General features: G+C 61.2%; 18 protein-coding genes. 6 read left to right on the forward strand and 12 right to left on the reverse strand.

The annotated features are described in order from the left end of the window. The first annotated feature begins 2 nt into the window (after positions 1 to 2). Positions 3 to 746, forward strand: coding sequence for a class I SAM-dependent methyltransferase (locus AA309_RS09810; protein WP_047188826.1), 744 nt, complete (start codon positions 3 to 5; stop codon positions 744 to 746). Here AA309_RS09810 and AA309_RS09815 read toward each other — a convergent pair. Together AA309_RS09815 and AA309_RS31850 are read right to left on the reverse strand one after the other, a co-directional pair. Next, a complete protein-coding gene (locus AA309_RS09815) occupies positions 672 to 1,619 on the reverse strand; it encodes an alpha/beta fold hydrolase (protein ID WP_084731054.1) in 948 nt (315 codons plus the stop codon). The two genes, AA309_RS09810 and AA309_RS09815, sit on opposite strands and share 75 nt — an antisense overlap. A 114-nt stretch (positions 1,620 to 1,733) precedes the next feature. Next, positions 1,734 to 2,405, reverse strand: a complete 672-nt coding sequence (locus AA309_RS31850) for a D-Ala-D-Ala carboxypeptidase family metallohydrolase (RefSeq protein WP_052954607.1) — start codon at positions 2,403 to 2,405, stop codon at positions 1,734 to 1,736. A gap of 355 nt (positions 2,406 to 2,760) precedes the next feature. Between AA309_RS31850 and AA309_RS09825 the strand changes: the two genes are divergently transcribed. After that, positions 2,761 to 3,198 carry a DUF4112 domain-containing protein gene (locus tag AA309_RS09825; RefSeq protein ID WP_052954608.1) on the forward strand — a complete coding sequence of 146 codons (438 nt, stop codon included), beginning with the start codon at positions 2,761 to 2,763 and terminating at the stop codon, positions 3,196 to 3,198. A gap of 50 nt (positions 3,199 to 3,248) precedes the next feature. On the opposite strand, the gene AA309_RS09830 is transcribed toward AA309_RS09825, so the two are convergent. The 6 genes from AA309_RS09830 to AA309_RS09855 form a co-directional block, all read right to left on the reverse strand. Continuing rightward, positions 3,249 to 4,043, reverse strand: coding sequence for an ABC transporter ATP-binding protein (locus AA309_RS09830; RefSeq protein WP_047188827.1), 795 nt, complete (start codon positions 4,041 to 4,043; stop codon positions 3,249 to 3,251). Further along, complete coding sequence (locus AA309_RS09835) at positions 4,036 to 4,761, reverse strand: ABC transporter permease (RefSeq protein ID WP_047188828.1); 726 nt, start codon at positions 4,759 to 4,761, stop codon at positions 4,036 to 4,038. The genes AA309_RS09830 and AA309_RS09835 overlap by 8 nt, the downstream gene beginning before the upstream one ends. Then, positions 4,761 to 5,483, reverse strand: coding sequence for an ABC transporter permease (locus AA309_RS09840; protein ID WP_047188829.1), 723 nt, complete (start codon positions 5,481 to 5,483; stop codon positions 4,761 to 4,763). The genes AA309_RS09835 and AA309_RS09840 overlap by 1 nt, the downstream gene beginning before the upstream one ends. 135 nt (positions 5,484 to 5,618) lie before the next feature. Further along, the gene (locus tag AA309_RS09845) at positions 5,619 to 6,464 is read right to left on the reverse strand and encodes a lysine/arginine/ornithine ABC transporter substrate-binding protein (RefSeq protein WP_047188895.1); all 846 of its coding nucleotides are present in this window, start codon (positions 6,462 to 6,464) and stop codon (positions 5,619 to 5,621) included. 218 nt (positions 6,465 to 6,682) lie between these two features. Continuing rightward, entirely contained in the window at positions 6,683 to 7,528 is an 846-nt protein-coding gene (locus AA309_RS09850) for a lysine/arginine/ornithine ABC transporter substrate-binding protein (protein ID WP_047188830.1), read from the reverse strand. 127 nt (positions 7,529 to 7,655) lie between these two features. Next, positions 7,656 to 8,354 carry a fumarylacetoacetate hydrolase family protein gene (locus AA309_RS09855; protein ID WP_047188831.1) on the reverse strand — a complete coding sequence of 233 codons (699 nt, stop codon included), beginning with the start codon at positions 8,352 to 8,354 and terminating at the stop codon, positions 7,656 to 7,658. Between the two features lie 113 nt (positions 8,355 to 8,467). On the opposite strand from AA309_RS09855, the gene AA309_RS09860 reads away from it, so the two are divergent. Together AA309_RS09860 and AA309_RS09865 are read left to right on the forward strand one after the other, a co-directional pair. Then, on the forward strand, positions 8,468 to 9,928 hold the full coding sequence (locus AA309_RS09860) for an FAD-binding oxidoreductase (protein WP_047188832.1): 1,461 nt from the start codon (positions 8,468 to 8,470) through the stop codon (positions 9,926 to 9,928). Positions 9,929 to 9,933: 5 nt separating this feature from the next. Then, complete coding sequence (locus tag AA309_RS09865; protein WP_047188833.1) at positions 9,934 to 10,860, forward strand: sugar kinase; 927 nt, start codon at positions 9,934 to 9,936, stop codon at positions 10,858 to 10,860. Positions 10,861 to 10,990: 130 nt separating this feature from the next. Here AA309_RS09865 and AA309_RS09870 read toward each other — a convergent pair whose 3' ends face one another. The 3 genes from AA309_RS09870 to AA309_RS09880 all read right to left on the reverse strand — a co-directional run bounded on the left by AA309_RS09870 (position 10,991) and on the right by AA309_RS09880 (position 13,404). Further along, on the reverse strand, positions 10,991 to 11,812 hold the full coding sequence (locus AA309_RS09870; RefSeq protein WP_047188834.1) for a DUF4142 domain-containing protein: 822 nt from the start codon (positions 11,810 to 11,812) through the stop codon (positions 10,991 to 10,993). Positions 11,813 to 12,013: 201 nt separating this feature from the next. Next, entirely contained in the window at positions 12,014 to 12,493 is a 480-nt protein-coding gene (locus AA309_RS09875; protein ID WP_047188835.1) for a YbaK/EbsC family protein, read from the reverse strand. After that, a complete protein-coding gene (locus AA309_RS09880) occupies positions 12,490 to 13,404 on the reverse strand; it encodes a metallophosphoesterase family protein (protein ID WP_047188836.1) in 915 nt (304 codons plus the stop codon). Before AA309_RS09880 ends, AA309_RS09875 begins: the two co-directional genes overlap by 4 nt. 626 nt (positions 13,405 to 14,030) lie before the next feature. Between AA309_RS09880 and AA309_RS09885 the strand changes: the two genes are divergently transcribed. Both AA309_RS09885 and AA309_RS09890 read left to right on the forward strand, forming a co-directional pair. Next, the gene (locus tag AA309_RS09885) at positions 14,031 to 14,513 is read left to right on the forward strand and encodes an NUDIX domain-containing protein (RefSeq protein ID WP_047188837.1); all 483 of its coding nucleotides are present in this window, start codon (positions 14,031 to 14,033) and stop codon (positions 14,511 to 14,513) included. A gap of 318 nt (positions 14,514 to 14,831) precedes the next feature. Further along, entirely contained in the window at positions 14,832 to 15,341 is a 510-nt protein-coding gene (locus AA309_RS09890; protein ID WP_047188838.1) for a GNAT family N-acetyltransferase, read from the forward strand. Here AA309_RS09890 and AA309_RS09895 read toward each other — a convergent pair whose 3' ends face one another. Beyond that, entirely contained in the window at positions 15,342 to 17,414 is a 2,073-nt protein-coding gene (locus AA309_RS09895; protein WP_047188896.1) for a membrane protein, read from the reverse strand. Between the last annotated feature and the right edge of the window lie 6 nt (positions 17,415 to 17,420).

The following is a 17,420-nucleotide window of genomic DNA, read 5'->3' on the forward strand; positions in this document are numbered from 1 at the left end:
GAATGTCGTTCAAGGATCACTTCTCGACACGATCCGCTGATTACGCAACCTACCGACCAACTTATCCGCAGGCTCTGATCGATTATCTCGCTGAACAGTGCAGGCAGGCGCAGATGGCGCTCGACGTCGGGTGTGGCACCGGGCAGCTTTCCGTGCTGTTGGCGGATCGCTTCAAGTACGTGATCGCAATCGATGCCAGCGCGCAGCAGATCGAGAAAGCGGAAGCACATGAGCGTGTGGATTATCGCGTCGCGCCGGCTGAAAAGAGTGGTCTCCCCGATCAGACGGTCGATCTGATCACGGCGGCGCAGGCGGCCCACTGGTTCGATCTCGAGGCATTTTATGCGGAAGCGCGCCGTGTCGGAAAGCCGGGTGCGGTCCTCGCGCTCATCGCCTATGGCGTAATCCAGGCCGATCCGGAGATCGACCCGGTGATCCACCATTTCTATGAAGAGGTGGCCGGCCCTTATTGGCCACCGGAGCGTCGCCTTGTCGAGAATGGCTATCGCTCCTTCGACTTTCCCTTTGAGGAGTGGACTGCGCCGCCGCTGGCCATTGAGGTGCAATGGCAGGTCTCCGACCTGATTGGTTATATTGACACGTGGTCAGCGGTGCGTGGGCTTGAGAAGGCGCAAGGGCGTGAACCGTTCGAGCAGTTCCAGCGCGATCTCTCAAGTCTTTGGAACGAGCCGCAGCGTCGTCGCACGATCCGGTTTGCCTTGTCGCTGCGCATCGGGCACATCTGAAACGGCGCGGAATGCCTTCGTGAGAAACGGTTTGAGCGCGGCCAGCGTCTCTTCAGGCGCTTCCTCGGCAAGATAATGGCCGCATTCGATGCCGTGCCCTTCCACATGATCCGCCCAATCGCGCCAGACCGCCAGCACATCGTACCAGCGCTCCAACCCGTTCCTTAACCCCCATAGCGCTTGCATCGGACACGCGATGCGTCGTCCAGCCTGCTTGTCGGCTTCGTCCAGCTGCATGTCCATGGTCGCACCGGCGCGGTAATCCTCGCACATGGCATTGATGGTTTCAGGGTTGGTGTAGCAGCGCCGGTACTCTGCCAACGCCTCTGCATCGAACATCGTGCGCCCCCGACGCAAATAGAACGTGTCGGGATCAGCAGAGATCAGCGTTTCAGGAATGGGATGTGGCTGTGCGAGGAAAAACCAGTGCCAGTAACCCATCGCAAAAGCCATGTCGGTTCGCTTGAAATGCTCGTAGGTCGGCAGAATGTCGAGAACGGAGAGGGCCACGACCCGGCTGGGGTGATCGAGCGCCATACGATAGGCGCAGCGCCCGCCGCGATCGTGACCCACAACAGCAAAGCGCTCGAAGCCGAGAGCCTGCATCACCTCGACCATATCGCGGGCCATGGCGCGCTTGGAGTGGGGCTCATGATCGGGTGTAGTCGAAGGCTTGGAGCTGTCGCCATAGCCGCGCAGGTCCGCACAGACGACCGTGAAATCCTCAGCCAGGCGCGGAGCAACCTGGTGCCACATCACATGAGTCTGCGGGTGCCCATGAAGCAGCAGGACAGGCGGCCCCTTACCGCCATGGCGGAGATTGATGACGGCCTCGGATGTTTCGACCCGATGATGCGTGAAGTTCTCGAACATGGGCCGAGTGTCTTACACTTCCACGCGAGGTTCCAGCCCTACGAAAGCAGGCAAGCGGCATTCTGAGTGCAGGTCTGCATCAGCGTTCCGTCTCGCCTGTTCTGAACGATAAGACTACCAGGAGCGGCGTGTGCCGTTGTCGATATGGATGAGGCCGTTTCGGTACATCTTGATGCCGCCGACCTCAGGACGTGAGCTCAAGTAGGCCATCACGCCGCGAGTGCGGGTTCTCACCCTGAAATCGATGGCGCGGCATGAGAGATGAAGGGAATGACGCGCGCCGCCTGCACGCCAGTTCCGGCTCGTGCTGCGATGCGTGGACTCGACGCTGACGGGGCCGAACTTGCTCGCGACATCCGCCACGACTTCCTGCAGGCTGCCAGGCAGGCAGTTCGTTGGGGCGCTGGCACGCAGCGTTATCGTGCCCTGCGTCACCAGCGAGGCAAAGCCTGAGAGGGTTCGATTGTTGAGCGTGCTGGCATTGGGCAGGCTGCCCGTCGTAGCAGGATCCGTGATCCGATCATTGGAGGGCAGGCTGCTGTATTCGATTTTGGGAAGAGCTTTGGATAGGGCCCTACGAAGAGCCTTGGTCTTGGGAAGGGTTTTGGGAAGAGGATCTGTTGCGGGCGAAGGATCAGGATTGGAAATGGGAATCGGGATCACGATCCCGGTTGGTTGAGGGTATGGGCTTTGTGCATTGGCCAGATTTGGCGATAGGCCCGCAAGACAAGCGCTGGTCACGAAGGCGAGCCAAGGCGCGCGACGAACGTTCAATTCGGTGCTCATCGGGATCTCCCCGTTCTGAGCCCCCACACAAGGAACGCCGTGTGGATGGTCCTCCCAACGGCAGCAATGTTTATTGGCCAGTAAACTGGCAGTTGCGTTTACCGCTTAGGGGCAAGTACCTATGCTACTGCCTAGTTGAGGCAAGGGTAACGTAGAGAAAATCGTTTATCCAAAAGGGTTATTGGTTAGCAAAACTCTTATTTTGTAAGCGTTTTAGCCTCGCAAATATTTCTATACTTAACGTTATATGTTACAAGTCTTGATGTTATATGTTACAAATCTTGGGGTCTTGCAGGTTTCCTTGACGATACACATATCATGTTGCGAGCCGTAACATCGGCAATTGGAGACTGGAATGCCCGCTGTCCGTAGCGACCTGTTCGACGCCATCAAAGCTGCCGGCCCGAGCCGGGAGGATTCCCTTGCGCGCATCACGCTCCTGGCGAAGCTGATGGACAGCGCTTTCGTCATCCCGGGCCTGAACCGCCGCATCGGCCTCGATGCCGTCCTGGGCCTCGTCCCGGGCGTCGGCGATGCTCTTTCAGCCGCCTTGGCTAGCTATATCATCTGGGAGGCCCACCAGCTCGGCTTGCCGCGCTGGAAGATCGCCCGAATGGTGGCCAACGTGGCCGTGGATACCGCCATCGGCGCCATTCCACTGGCCGGCGACGTGTTCGACGTGTTTTTCAAATCCAACGTGCGCAACCTGCGGATCATCCACGATCACCTCGGCACGCCCAAGCGGGGTCCGAAGGAGATCGACGGTACAGCGGTCCGTATCGGCGAACGCTAAGTTGAAGTGAAGCTCAATGAAAAGCGCGGCTCAAAGGCCGCGCTTTTGCTTTATCGATGGCTTGAGATGAACTGCTTGAAGCGCTCTGATTTGGGAGCGCCGAACACCTCAGCCGGCGGACCTTCCTCTTCCACGACGCCCTTGTGAAGGAAGACCACGCGGTTCGACACGTCGCGGGCAAAGCCCATCTCATGCGTGACCACCAGCATGGTGCGGCCTTCCTCCGCGAGCGAGCGCATGACGCGCAGCACCTCGCCGACGAGTTCGGGATCGAGCGCGGAGGTCGGCTCGTCGAACAGCATCACGTCCGGGCGCATCGCGAGCGCGCGGGCAATGGCTGCGCGCTGCTGCTGACCGCCGGAGAGGTGAGAGGGGTACTGATTGCGCTTGTCGGCGATGCCGACTTTCGCCAGCAGTTCCTCGGCCTCTGCAATGCACTCGGCCTTGGGTCGCTTCTGCACATGCACGGGCGCTTCGATCACGTTCTCCAGGATCGTCATGTGGGACCAGAGATTGAAGCTCTGGAACACCATGGCGACGCGCGAGCGGATGCGGTCCACCTGGCGCTGATCCGCCGGGACCATGCCCTTGCGACCAGCTTTGAGCTTGATCGTCTCGCCACCAATGGTGACATCGCCGCCATCGGGCACTTCGAGCATGTTGATACAGCGAAGCATCGTCGACTTGCCGGAGCCGGAGGCGCCGAGGATCGAGATCACATCGCCTTCATTGGCCTTCAGCGACACTCCCTTGAGAACTTCAAGCGATCCGAAATTCTTGCGCAGGTTAGTGATCGAAACAGCAGGAACGGTCTGGGAAGACAAAGACGAAACTCCGTTAGACATGCGCGGCCTCCAGGCGCGGCTCAATGGCCGGCGGGCGGCGCAGATGAGGCGAGAGCCACCATTCGATGGCCATGATGATGCGAGTGATGATGAAGTTCAGGACGAGATAGATCGCACCTGCGACGATGAACACTTCCACGGCGCGGAACGTCTGCGAGATCATTTTGGCCGCAAGGCCCGTGACTTCCATCATGGTGATGACGGAGGCCAGCGACGTGGCCTTCACCATCAGAATAATCTCGCTGCCGTAAGCAGGCAGTGCCTGCCGCACGGCGATGGGGAAGATGATGCGGCGGAAGAGCAGGAAACCCGACATGCCGCAGGCGCGCGCGGCTTCGACCTGATGATGCGGAACCGCTTGCAGTCCGCCGCGGATGATCTCGCTGCCATAGGCCGCCGTGTTCATGGTGAGTGCGAGAACCGCACACCAATAGGGCTCACGGAAGAAGCCCCACAAGCCCAGTGCATCCAGTGTAGGCCGAAACTGTCCGAGGCCGTAATAGATCAGGAAGATCTGCACGAGCAGCGGCGTGCCGCGGAATACGAACACATAAGCCTGCGCCGGCCAGTCGAGCAGCTTGATATTCGACATGCGCATGAGCGCGAGCAGCATGGCGAAGACGGCGCCGAAAGCAATCGACGTGAAGGCGAGATTGAGGGTTAGCGGAATGCCGCCGATGAGACGCAGGAACGCTTCCTGCATGAAGGCGAAATCCATCAGGAAGCCCTCCGCATACCGCGCAGCGAATAGGTCTCCGCACGCTGGAACAGATAGGTCGAAACCCAGGTGATGACGAGGTAGAGAATCGCCGCCGTGATGTAGAAATCGAATGGACGGCGCGTGGAGCCCGCGGCTACCTGCGACTGGCGCAGAAGCTCGACGAGGCCAGTCACAGAAATCAGCGCGGATTCCTTCAGCACCAATTGCCACGTATTGCCGAGGCCGGGAATGGCATAGCGTAGGACCTGCGGTGCGATGATCCGGCGGAACATGAGCCACCGGTGCATGCCGACCGAACGGGCAGCCTCCAGCTCGCCGCGGCTGACCACTTGGAAAGCGCCGCGGAACACCTCGGCCTGATAGGCACCGGAGACAATGCCGATGGCCATGGCGCCTGTGGCGAAGGCCGGGACGCCGATGAAGCCCTCAGCGCCGAACAGGCTGCCGATGGCGCCGAGCGCTGCACTGCCGCCGAAATAGAAGAGATAGATCACAAGGAGATCGGGAATGCCGCGCAGAACGGTTGTGTAGCCGTCTGCCAGCCAGCGGACCGGCGCATTGCCGCCGATCTTGCCCCAGGCCACGAAGGTTCCGACGATGGAACCTGCGAGGAAGCCGCAGCTGGCGACCGCAATCGTCATGCCCGTCGCCGTCAGAAGAGCCCATCCCCATCCATTGGGGCCGAACCCGACGAGTTCGAAATAGCTCAGATGTTGCACGCTTTAACTTTCTTGACTGTGCCCGTCCTCTACAGCGGAAAACGGGCCATTTCCTCTCATACCCGGCTTGGCCGGAATCCGCTCCCCAGGCGAGCAGGGGCTTGCGCTGGGGGGCAATGTTTGGCCGCTCTCTTGTCAGGTTTGCGGCGTCATGTCGATCTTGAACCACTTCTCCGAGAGCTTCCGGATGGTTCCGTCATCGATTGCCGACTGGATGGCCTTGCCGAACATGCTTTTGAGTTCGGCGTCACCCTTGCGCAGACCCACCGCCACGCCCCGGCCCAGTACATCACCCGTCAAGCCGGCGCCAGCGATCACCATGTCCTTGAATTCCGGTTTTTCGGTCGAGGCCTTCAGCGCTGAATGGGCGGCGAAGATCGCATCGATGCGGCCTGCTGCAAGGTCGAGGTCGTGCTGTTCCGTAGTCTTGTATTCACGGATCGTGACCACGTCCTTGAGATATTTGTCCAGAAACTGGGCATTCACCGTCGAGCCTTGGGTGCCCACAGTCTTACCCTTCAGGAGCGGTTTCCACTCTTCGATTATCTTTTGAGCGGCTTCGGGATCCTTGTCGATGTTGATGCGCTGGCCCTGGCCCGCGAGCTTCGTGAGCGGTGAGTCCTTCAGCACGCCCCAGCCCTGAGGGCCCGAGGCGTAGGGACCAGCGAAGTCGATGGTCTCCAGGCGCTTTTCCGTGATGTTCATGCCGGCCATGATGGCATCGTATTTCTTGGCCTGAAGCGCCGGAATGATGCCGTCCCAATCCTGGGAGACGATCTCGCACTTCACCTTCATGCGGGCGCACAGGTCGTTGGCGAGGTCGATCTCGAAGCCCTCCAGCTTGCCCCCGGCGCCCGTGAAGTTCCACGGAGCGTAAGCGCCTTCGGTCGCGATCTTGACGGTCTTCTCCTGCGCGGAGGCTCCACCCATAGCGAGAGTGGAGGCCAGCAGGGTCAGACCCAGTGCCTTGAACAGTTTCATCATCGTTCCCCTGGTCAGCTTTGACTGATCCTTTTGCCCAAATGGCTGCAGCAGCGCATCATTCGGCTCCCAAAGGTAACAGCCAAAAGCCAAGCCGGCGCAAGGCCTAATCATGCCGAATCAACGGGCTAGACTGGCGTTTTCGGTCGCAGTCGACCCGTTTTCATACAAAAAGGGCGCGGCCGAGGCCGCGCCCTGGATGTGTGAAGCCTGAAACGTTAGGCCTTCGGGGAGATGTCGATCTTGAACCACTTCTCAGACAGCTTCTTCACCGTGCCGTCCTTGACAGCCGCCTGGATGGCCTCGTTGAAGGCCTTCTTCAGCTCCTGGTCTTCCTTGCGCAGGCCGACGCCGACGCCTTCACCGAGCAGGCCGCCGGTGATGGATGGGCCGACGAGAGCGTAATCCTTGAACTCGGGCTTTTCGAGGGTGCCGATGATTGCCGTGGAATCGGCGAGAACCGCATCGATGCGACCGGCAGCGAGGTCGAGATCGTGGGCCTCGGTGGTCTTGTACTCGCGGATCTCGGCCGTGCCCTTGTAGTACTTGTCGGCGAAGTTCGCGTGGATGGTCGAGCCCTGGACACCGATGGTCTTGCCCTTCACGAGCGGCTTCACGGCATCGATGGCCTTCTCGGCGGCTTCCTTCTGGGTGTCAAGGTTGAAGGCCTGGCCCGTGCCCGGCATCTTGGCGAGCGGCGAGGACTTCGGGACGAGGAAGCCGTTCGGGCCAGCGGCATAGGGGCCAGCGAAGTCGATGGTCTTCTTGCGCTCGTCGGTGATGCTCATGCCGGCCATGATGGCATCGTACTTCTTGGCGGTGAGGGCAGGGATAATGCCGTCCCAATCCTGAGCGACGATCTCGCACTTCACCTTCATGCGGGCGCACAGGTCGTTGGCGAGGTCGATCTCGAAGCCCTCCAGCTTGCCCCCGGCGCCCGTGAAGTTCCACGGAGCGTAAGCGCCTTCGGTCGCGATCTTGACGGTCTTCTGCTGGGCCGATGCTCCGCCGATTGCGAGAGCGGTGCCGAGGACGGCGAGGCCGACGGTCTTAACGAATTTCATAGTCGTTCCCTTAACTTATGGGCTCCGGATACACTTTGGAGCCTATCTTGCTCGCGGCCCTCTCAGGCCGCGCCGTGACGCAGTAACTGCCAATCTTTGGAAAAAGGCAAGGGGCCCTTGGAGGCCCTTACACAACCCGCAGGCGGATCTCGCCAAGGCCTTCGATAGCCCCGATCATGGTCTGCCCTTGCGTTACGGCGCCTACGCCTTCCGGCGTTCCGGCAAAGATCACGTCGCCCGGAGCGAGCTCGAAATACGAAGAAAGGTAAGCAATCTGCTCGGCTACGGACCAGACCATGTCCGAGAGATCGGCCTTCTGCTTTACGGCACCGTCGACGCTGAGAGAGATGGCGCCCTTGGCCGGATGCCCGGCTTCTGTGGCGGGATGGATCGGGCCGACGGGGCCTGAGAAATCGCCCGCCTTGCCGAGCTCCCATGGGCGGCGCAACTGCTTGGCCTCGTCCTGAAGGTCACGGCGGGTCATATCGAGACCGACCGCATAGCCGAAGACATGGTCGAGCGCGTCGGAAACCGGGATGTCCCGGCCACCCTTGGCGAGGACGACCACCAGTTCCACCTCGAAGTGATAGTTCTGCGTCTTGGGCGGATAGCGATGGTCAACCGTCTGACCCTCCGGCACGACCTGCAGGGCATCGGCGGGTTTCATGAAGAAGAAGGGCGGCTCGCGGGTCGGATCGCCACCCATCTCCCGCGCATGAGCGGCGTAGTTGCGGCCAACACAATAGACGCGCCGCACGGGAAGAAGGTCTCTGGAGCCTGCGATCGGGAGGGCGCTGAGCGGAGGAGTGGGGATGACGTAAGCCATGATGGTTTGCGAGAGCCTTCTGATGAAAGGGCAGGGATCGTCTTTCTCCTTCCTATACCTTGCAGTCCGCACCACAAGACGTCATGAACGGAGGCTCCACACGAGGAACGACAATGACCGCACACGGCAGCACTGGTACGGCTCTCATTGAAACCCTGAAGGCACGGCTCGGAGAGGCCTATGTGCTGACGGCGACAAGCGACATCGACGCCCACCTCACCGAGGCGCGGGGGCTGTATCGAGGCGAGGCCCTGGCCGTGGTGCGGCCTAAGGATCGTGAGGAAGTTGCATTCGTCCTGCAGGAATGCGCGAAGGCCGGCGTGCCTGTGGTGCCGCAAGGCGGCAATACGGGTCTCGTCGGCGGCGGCGTCCCTTATGGTGGCGTGGTGCTGTCGCTGACCCGTCTTGATCGCATCCGTGAGATCGATCCGGTGAATGCTACGATGACAGTCGAGGCCGGCTGCATTCTCAAGACCGTGCAGGATGCAGCGGGCGAGGCCGGTTACCTCTTTCCTCTGTCCTTGGCCTCGGAAGGCTCGTGCCGCATCGGCGGCAATCTTGCCACCAATGCCGGCGGCACCGCCGTTCTGCGCTATGGCAACATGCGTGATCTGACGCTCGGTCTCGAAGTGGTGCTGGCCGACGGCCGCATTTGGGATGGCCTCAAAGGTCTGCGCAAAGACAATACGGGATATGACCTGAAGGATCTCTTCATCGGGTCGGAGGGCACGCTCGGCATCATCACGGCTGCCGTGCTGAAGCTCTTTCCCAAACCACATGCACGTGTCACCGCGTTCATCGGCTGCGCCTCGCCCTACGATGCGCTCAAGGTGTTCCAGCGTCTGCGCGAGGCGGCAGGCGACCAGCTCACCGCGTTCGAATACATGCCGGAATTCGGCATCGAGATTGTCTTGAAGCACATGCCGGGTTCGGTGCGACCGCTTGCCGAGAAGCACAATTCCTATGCATTGATCGAGCTGTCTTCACCGCAGAAGGATGCGGACCTGCAAAGCCAGCTCGAAGCCGTCCTCGGCGAAGCCTTCGAGGAGGGCTTGGTGCAGGATGCGGTGCTGGGTTCCAGCGAGGCGCAGAGCCAGGCGCTCTGGGGGCTGCGCGAGCATCTCTCCGAGGTCCAGCGCATGGAAGGCGGATCGATCAAGCACGATGTCGCCGTGCCTGTCTCGCGTGTGGCCGAGTTCATCGATGTGGCGACGAAAGCCTGTGAGGTGGAGATGCCGGGTGTGCGTGTGTGTGCTTTCGGCCATTTCGGCGACGGCAATATTCACTTCAATCTGTCGCAGCCGGTGGGCATGGATAAGGCCAAGTATCTTAGCGAATGGGAGCGCTTCAGTCGCATCGTGCACGATATCGTGCACGACATGAATGGTTCGATCTCCGCCGAGCACGGCATCGGCCTCATCAAACGCGATGAGCTGGTGCACTACAAGGATCCGGTCGCGCTCGATCTCATGCACAGCCTCAAGCGCGCCCTCGATCCGCAGAACATCCTCAATCCCGGTAAAGTCGTAGCAGTTGGAGAGAATCTCCCGTCTGCATTCCCCAAGGTAGGATAGGGCCCATGAAAAGCATTGACCTTCTCGCTTTCGGCGAGCCGCTGATGGAATTCGCAGAGGTGCAGCGTGAGGACGAGCGCCTCTACCTTCCTGGCTTCGGTGGTGATGTTTCCAACGCCGCCGTTGCGGCAGCGCGCCAGGGTGCGAAGACTGCGATCTTCACCGCACTGGGGCGTGATTTCTTCGGGCAGGATTTTCTTGATCTCTGGCACCGCGAAGGCATCGATTGCTCAACCGTCATTTCGCGCAAGGATGGGCGAACGGGTGCCTACTTCATCAGCTATGGCGCGGACGGGCACGTGTTCTCCTATGCCCGTGCAGGATCGGCGGCGAGCCTGATCACTGTCGATGAGTTGCCGCTGATCCAGATTGCGTCCGCGCGCATCCTGCACGCATCGGGTATCACGCAGGCTATCTCGGAAAGCTGCACCGATGCGGTGTTCGCCGCGATCAACCATGCGAAAGCGAACGGAACGGTCGTGAGCTATGACACCAACCTCCGTCTGAAGCTCTGGCCGTTGGAGCGCGCCCGCGCGATCATTCATGGTGCGTCCGCCATGTCGGATATTCTTCTGCCCGGCCTCGACGATGCACGCCAGCTCACGGGGCTGGAAAGCCCTGAAGAGATCTGTGCGTTCTATCTCAATCTCGGTTGCGGCGTGGTGGCGCTGACCATGGGCAAGAACGGCACGATGGTAGCTACAAAAGAGCAGCTGGAGGTGGTCGCGGCAAAGCCTGTCGAGGCCGTCGATGCAACAGGTGCTGGCGACACATTTGACGGGGCATTTCTCGCTGAGTGGCTCCTGCATCGCGACCCGTTCCGTGCAGCGGCTTACGCCAATGCAGCTGCCGCCCTGTCGACCTTGGGCAGGGGGGCCGTTGCGCCCATGCCTCATCGGGCTGAAGTCGAGCGTTTTCTTCAAGGCTCATGAAAAACGGCGGGTCCTATGGACCCGNNTCGTGCGGAAAAGTGGACCTGGTTTTCCGTTTCAACGATGCGCTCCTCCATAAATCGAGCATCGGATGAGCCCCAAAAGTGGACTCCACTTCGGGGCTGATGCTTTAGCGGCGACGGCTCACCGAGCCGCCGGGAAGACGGCGCGCGTCTGCCATGTGCTGCTCGATATGCGGTACCACGGAAGCTGCGAACTGGCGCAGGGACGGATCGCCGCCAGCCTGAGCATAGTTCGCGTGCAGGGCCAGCGCTTCCTGGTGACCCATTCGCTGATACTGACCGTAGAGACGGTCGAACTGCGCGCCGGAGGTAGAGGCGAGCTGGTTCAGCATGGCCGTCTTTTCGGGGCTGAGCGGAACACCAACGCGGATCGGCGTGATCGAGCCGGTGGACTGCACATCGGCCGCCGAGCCGGCCGCCGCACCCGTCGTCGCGCCGACACCAGCCCCAACAGCCGCGCCGACGGGGCCGCCGACCAAGGCTCCAACGCCAGCACCCGTCAGGGCGCCGGTTGCCGTGCCGCCAGTTGCGCGTGGAGAGGTGGCCGCCGCCCCTGCAGTGGTGCCTGCAGCTGCGCCGACACCAGCGCCCACAGCGGCACCCACCGGACCACCGATGAGAGCGCCGATACCAGCACCGGCCAGCGTGCCGCCGAGCGAACCGGCGATGAACTCACCGGAAGCCGTGTAGACGGGGCGACCGCCATTCAGTGCTTGGCTGGTCATGGAGTGATCTTGGATCATCTCCTGAGCGAAGCGGCGGACAGTGGGATTACGCGAGCGCTGCAAAGCGAGCTGGCTCGAGGCAATCTCGAATGCATCGGATTGAGCCGCCATCATACGGTAAGTCTGACTATCCATGACCGCCTGGGCAAAAGCTGGTGCGGAAATGGATGCAAGCAGGGCAGCGAGAACAACATGCTTCTTCATGAGGTAACTCCTGTTTCTTGGAGCGCAGAACACCGCGCGAAGCCCGCCAGGCTTGCAAAATTCATGGGTGGCTGCTGCACCCCTTCAACGAGGAGCGATCTGGGCGGTTCCAGAAAGGAACGACATATCATCTACGCTCAAGCTCTGAATCTTTGCCAAGTTTGAAGCGTGAGCAGAACAATCAATCCTATTGGAGAGCGCTTAAGACATCGAGATCGTGACGGCTTCAACAGCCTTGGCCAGAGCCTTAGGATTGACGGAGAAGACGGCCTGAGGCGTGCCGGCTGCGGCCCACACGGTGTCGTAGACGAGAAGGTCCGGATCGATGAAGGTCTTCATGGGCTGATCATGACCGAAAGGGGGAATGCCGCCGATGGCAAAGCCTGTCCAGGCCCGTACCGTTCTGCCGTCGGGACGTGAAAGAGCCTCTCCGATGCTGTGCGCCACACCATCCTGATCGACCCGGTTCTTGCCCGACACCAGCAACAGATAAGGCGTGCCGCTCGTTGCGCCCTGGAACACGAGAGATTTGACGATCTGCGCGACGTCGCATTCACAAGCCGCCGCTGCCTCCTCGGCCGTGCGGGTCGATTGCGGCATATCACGTACATGAATCGTCGATCCGAGCTTGGCTGCAAAATCCTCCACCTTCCGGGAGCTTGAGGGAAGTGGGGCGTTCATGGACGTGCCTCGGGTTGTCTGATGCGGGCAAGAGACAGCATGCCCATACCGCCAACGGTACCGTCAGGCTTCAAGCCTCGCAATTCGGCTGTGAGCAGGAAGCCTGTTTCATCATGATCGATTGTGAAGAGATGATAGCCCGCCTTGTGCGTGAGCGTTCCTCCGCGTGCGGAAGCGGAAGGGGCTCCGACAACCGGAACAGGCCCACGCGGCCCGTCAATGTGAGCGAGCGAGCCCACGTGATTATGCCCGTGAAGAATGAGCTCAGCGCCGACACGCTTGATCATGCCCTCAAATCGCTTGGCGTCGGTCAGATTGCGTCCAGCTTCGGCCCCGCCGACGTGGGGCGGATGGTGAATGAGGACGATGCGGAAGCAGAACGGGTCTTTCCCCAGCTCAGCCAGCATTTCCTCCACATCCTTCGTTTGCTTCGACCCCACACGCCCAGTGGCCACGAAGGGGAGCGTAGGAATGGCAGAGGACAGGCCGATCATGGCTATCTTCCCGTACCGGCGAAGATAGGGAAACACAGCCTCGCGGCCGTCATCGCCGCGTGTCCACGGAGCAATCTTCTTCAGTAAACCTTCGAGCGAGCCGCGCACATACGCATCGTGATTGCCCGGCACGAAGGTGACGCGCGACGGATCGCCGAGACTTTCCATGAATATGCGCGATGTCTCCCATTCATCAGGAAGGCCGATATTGCAGGTATCGCCCGTGCAGGTGATGTGGTCTGGCTTCTGGGCGTGAATATCGGCGACGAGTTCGGCCAGCAGCTCCATGTCGTGCAGGTCCTGCCGGCTGCGGTGCCAGTTGTACCAGCCGGTCAGGCGCTTGCTCAGCAACTGCTTCAGGCGGGGCCGGGGGAGGGGTCCCACATGAGGGTCCGTGAGATGGGCAATGCGAAACATGATGGCCTAGAACAGGTGAACGGACGAGAGTTCGCCCGCCCTGCGCGTGCCGTCAAGCGTTGCCGATGAAGATGCCGGCGAGAAGCGCCAGGACGCTCGCCGGCTTTATGGGACCGCGCAGCCACGAAGAACCACGGCCCGTCTTCGGCCATACCGTCGCAGATCTCTGGGGAGGAGGAAAAGTCGGGGCTAAGGCGGTCCGCGAAAATCCGGTCAATTCGCGAGTCGCTCTCGTCGCTGATGGGGGCGAGCGAGTGACCTCGCGCTCAAGCGGTTCAGATAGTGACTTCATGGCCCCAAACAGGACGATGCCCAGAGGGGCCAGGCTGATAGCCAAGCCCCTCTGGAGCTTGGCTATCGCAAGTTCAAAGCCTTAGTACTGAGCGCCCGGGATCAGGGTCGAGTAGATCGAGCGGTCCTCAAGGTTGAGGGCCGGGGACCAGGAAAAGCGGGTCGTACGGTTGATGTAGGACAGGATCAGGGTCAGAAACATTGGAACGCCTTTGGTTGGCGTTGTGTTAGACCTTAGTAGGATGCAGGTCACGCGTTATTCCCATGGATCAGCTATGCAATGAGTGAATGTCTCCATTCATTTTCCCGTAATCTTCCCATGATTTATTCAGCAAATGTCTGACTCCGTGCCAAAGAGCAAAGCTGCCCGTTTCGTCAGCTGGGGGCTTCATACCTATTGGCGCTTTTCCCGGGGCATGACCTTGGGCGTCCGCGCAGTTGTGCTCGACGGGGGGAACCGGGTCTTCCTTATCCGGCATACCTACATGCCGGGCTGGCACCTCCCCGGTGGCGGCGTGGAAACGGGCGAGACGGCGCTCGATGCGTTGACCCGCGAGCTGCGCGAGGAAGCCTGCATCGCAACCGACGAGCTGCCGGTCCTAGCAGGTGTTTTCTTCAACCATCGGATCTCGCGGCGCGACCATGTGCTGGTCTATGTGATCCGTCGCTTCACGGTCCTGGAAGAAAAGAAGCCTGACCGGGAGATCGCTGAGGCCGGGTTCTTCCCGCTCGATCAATTGCCAGAGGGCACGACGCAGGCAACCCGCCGCCGGCTGGCTGAGATCCTCGAAGGGCAGCCTCCCTCCACCACCTGGTAAGAGAGTAGGGTTTGCGCGGCGTGCCCGACGCTGCTAGAGCATCGGACCCAAAAGTGGAGGGCGCTTTTGGGATCAATCCGATGCTCATTCTCTGTGAGTAGCGCATCGTTCGATGCGGAACCGGAGGTCCGCGTCAGCGACCCGAAGGGCCACGTCAGTGAAAACCGGATCCACTTTTGAAGCACGATGCGCTATGGCCAGAGCCACAGAAGGAAACGCCGCACCCATGACCATCATTCGGATTCAGCGACGACGACAGGGCTGCCTTCATTAGTCCGGCCGCCTTTCCTATTGTCGTCTCGCACCCTGAGTCCGTTCATGACCGAGCTTTCCCTTCTCATCCGTTCCGAGCAACCCATTGATGCCGAGGCTATCGAGCGCCTTCACGAGCGCGCCTTCGGTCCAGGCCGTTATGCCCGCACGGCCTCCCGTCTGCGGGAAGGTGCCGGCCATCTGCTCGATCTCTCCTTTACCGCTATGGTGGGCACGCTGCTGGTTGGCTCCGTCCGCCTGACGCCGGTGATGGCAGGCGAAGAGCCTGCTTTGATGCTGGGGCCGTTGGCTGTCGAGCCGGCCTTCGAGAGCAGAGGCATCGGCGCTGCCCTCATGCGCCGTTCGCTAGAGGCGGCGAAGGCAAAGGGGCATACCCTGGTGCTCCTCGTGGGCGATGAGCCCTATTACAGCCGCTTCGGCTTCAAACATGTCCCGCCGCAGCAATTGCAATTGCCGGGCCCAGTCAATCCTGCCCGCTTTCTGGCTTTGGAGCTGGCGGAGGGGGCACTCACCCGTACGAAAGGAATTGTCACGCCTCTTCCGAAAGAGGCGTGATCAGGCTCTGCGGCGGCCTTCCGTCAGCCAAGCCGCGAGCGTCGCGCCGATCAAAAGCGCAAGGCCGATGAAGCCGAGCGCCAGCGGGAAGACGGAGACGCCGCGCACGATGGCGCTTTCACTGGGCTTGAGGCCGATCCAATCGCCACCGGAGAAGCGCGAGCCGGAATGCACCACGAGGATGCGGGGCACCGTGATGCTCTGGTCACCTTCCATCGCCACGCGTCGCACGGAGCCACCGGTCGCTTCCGCTATGGGAGTGAGCGCCTCCGTATTGCTGAACACGTCCATCAGCTCGCGCGGGTTGGCGGGGCCGATGCTCACGAAGGCGATGAGCTCGCCGGAACGCACCGTGTGAAGGCCGAGTTCCTTGCCTTCGATCTCGGCCGTGAATAGACCGGGACGGCTCTCAGAGAGGGGAATGCTGCTCTCCGCGCCGCTCGGTGTCACGACGGTTACGGGTGCTGCCGTGTCCTCCATTGTCTGCCGCTCAATGCGGATGGTGCGGCCTGAAGCTGATGCGCGAAGCGCTTCCTCCTCCAGTGCCGGCTCTTTCATGAGCCAATGCGCCAGGCGGCGCAGCAGGTCCAGATGCGGGCCGCCATCCTGATAACCGCGCGCCCAAAGCCAAGCATGATCGGAGAGAAGCAGCGCAACGCGGCCCTTCTCCTCGCGTCGCAGCACGAGCAGCGGAAGATCGTTCGCCCCGGACATCAGCGTTGCGCCCGATTGCACGTCGGACCCGATGATGCGCAGCCACTCGCCCCAGGCCGGCGGTGAAGTCTCGGACCCCGGCAGATCCCGCGTCACGGGATGGCGATTGCCGGTATCGGTGATGCTGGCCTTATACGGTTGCTCGACGATGCGCCCGTTGGGGATGCCGGGAATGACCGGTGCGAGCCGCGTTTGTGCAAGGCTGCCATAGCTTGCGAATTCCGGACCTGCCGCGACAAGGATTGCGCCGCCCTCGCGCACATAGCGCACGATGTTCTCGAAATAGCTCGAAGGCAGGATGCTCTGGTTCGCGTAGCGGTCGAAGATGATCAGGTCGAAATCCTTGATCTTCTGCTGGAACAGCTCGCGGGTCGGGAAAGCGATCAGCGACAATTCGTTGATCGGCGTGCCGTCCTGCTTCTCCGGCGGACGAAGAATGGTGAAGTGCACGAGGTCCACATTGGCGTCGGACTTCAGCAGGTTGCGCCAAGTGCGTTCACCCGCATGGGGCTCGCCAGAGACGAGCAGCACGCGCAGCTTCTCGCGAATGCCTTCGATGGGAACGACGGCGCGGTTGTTCGCCTGCGTCAGCTCGTTGGGCAGGCCTTCCACTTCCAGCTCGACCACATTCGTGCCGCCATGTTCGATCTGCACCTGCAGAGAGAACGGCGTATCGGAGCGGACCTGCTGGCGGGAGAGAACCTGTCCATCACGCCGAAGCGTGACGAGGGCCGAGCCCGTGCCGCCGCGCTCCATCACCTGCGCACGGATGGTCTGCTCCTTGCCGACAATGCCGAAGCGGGGAGCCTCGATCAGCTTGATCTGCCGATCGCGCTCATCGGGACGACCCGTGACGAGGGCGTGCAGGGGCGCGCGGAATCCAAGCGCGTCGATGGAGGGCGGGATATCGTGCACCACTCCGTCCGTGATGAAGATCACACCTGCCAGACGATCCGGCGGAACATCGGCCAGGCCGTTGGAGAGGGCGGCGAACAAACGCGTTCCCTCATCGCCTCCGCTGTCATCCGCCTGGATGTAGCGCGGCTCCACATCGGCGAGCGAGCCGAAGCGCCGCTCCAGCTCCGCTCGCACCTGATCCGTCATCGCGGCGCGGTCTCCGAGGGTCTGCGAGGTCGAGCGGTCGGTGACGATGGCCACGATGTCCTTCACCTTCTCGCGCTCTTCCTGCACAAGGGACGGATTGGCGAGAGCAAGAAACACGAGCGCCAGCGCAATAGCCCGGAGGATCGCCACAGGCCCACGTGAGATGATCGCAAGGATCGCAAGCAGCGCGGCAATAGCACCAACAATCCAGAGTGCATAGGTTGGAATGAGGGGCGAGAAGCCGATCGAAAGCACTGATAA

It is taken from the genome of Microvirga vignae (assembly GCF_001017175.1).
Classification (GTDB): Bacteria; Pseudomonadota; Alphaproteobacteria; order Rhizobiales; family Beijerinckiaceae; genus Microvirga; species Microvirga vignae.

Excerpts from the sequence above, each read along its gene's own strand:
- AA309_RS09810 (WP_047188826.1), top strand. The coding sequence starts at position 3 with ATGTCGTTCAAGGATCACTTCTCGACACGATCCGCTGATTACGCAACC.
- AA309_RS09815 (WP_084731054.1), bottom strand. The coding sequence starts at position 1,619 with ATGTTCGAGAACTTCACGCATCATCGGGTCGAAACATCCGAGGCCGTC.
- AA309_RS31850 (WP_052954607.1), bottom strand. The coding sequence starts at position 2,405 with ATGAGCACCGAATTGAACGTTCGTCGCGCGCCTTGGCTCGCCTTCGTG.
- AA309_RS09825 (WP_052954608.1), top strand. The coding sequence starts at position 2,761 with ATGCCCGCTGTCCGTAGCGACCTGTTCGACGCCATCAAAGCTGCCGGC.
- AA309_RS09830 (WP_047188827.1), bottom strand. The coding sequence starts at position 4,043 with ATGTCTAACGGAGTTTCGTCTTTGTCTTCCCAGACCGTTCCTGCTGTT.
- AA309_RS09835 (WP_047188828.1), bottom strand. The coding sequence starts at position 4,761 with ATGGATTTCGCCTTCATGCAGGAAGCGTTCCTGCGTCTCATCGGCGGC.
- AA309_RS09845 (WP_047188895.1), bottom strand. The coding sequence starts at position 6,464 with ATGAAACTGTTCAAGGCACTGGGTCTGACCCTGCTGGCCTCCACTCTC.
- AA309_RS09850 (WP_047188830.1), bottom strand. The coding sequence starts at position 7,528 with ATGAAATTCGTTAAGACCGTCGGCCTCGCCGTCCTCGGCACCGCTCTC.
- AA309_RS09855 (WP_047188831.1), bottom strand. The coding sequence starts at position 8,354 with ATGGCTTACGTCATCCCCACTCCTCCGCTCAGCGCCCTCCCGATCGCA.
- AA309_RS09860 (WP_047188832.1), top strand. The coding sequence starts at position 8,468 with ATGACCGCACACGGCAGCACTGGTACGGCTCTCATTGAAACCCTGAAG.
- AA309_RS09865 (WP_047188833.1), top strand. The coding sequence starts at position 9,934 with ATGAAAAGCATTGACCTTCTCGCTTTCGGCGAGCCGCTGATGGAATTC.
- AA309_RS09870 (WP_047188834.1), bottom strand. The coding sequence starts at position 11,812 with ATGAAGAAGCATGTTGTTCTCGCTGCCCTGCTTGCATCCATTTCCGCA.
- AA309_RS09875 (WP_047188835.1), bottom strand. The coding sequence starts at position 12,493 with ATGAACGCCCCACTTCCCTCAAGCTCCCGGAAGGTGGAGGATTTTGCA.
- AA309_RS09880 (WP_047188836.1), bottom strand. The coding sequence starts at position 13,404 with ATGTTTCGCATTGCCCATCTCACGGACCCTCATGTGGGACCCCTCCCC.
- AA309_RS09885 (WP_047188837.1), top strand. The coding sequence starts at position 14,031 with ATGTCTGACTCCGTGCCAAAGAGCAAAGCTGCCCGTTTCGTCAGCTGG.
- AA309_RS09890 (WP_047188838.1), top strand. The coding sequence starts at position 14,832 with ATGACCGAGCTTTCCCTTCTCATCCGTTCCGAGCAACCCATTGATGCC.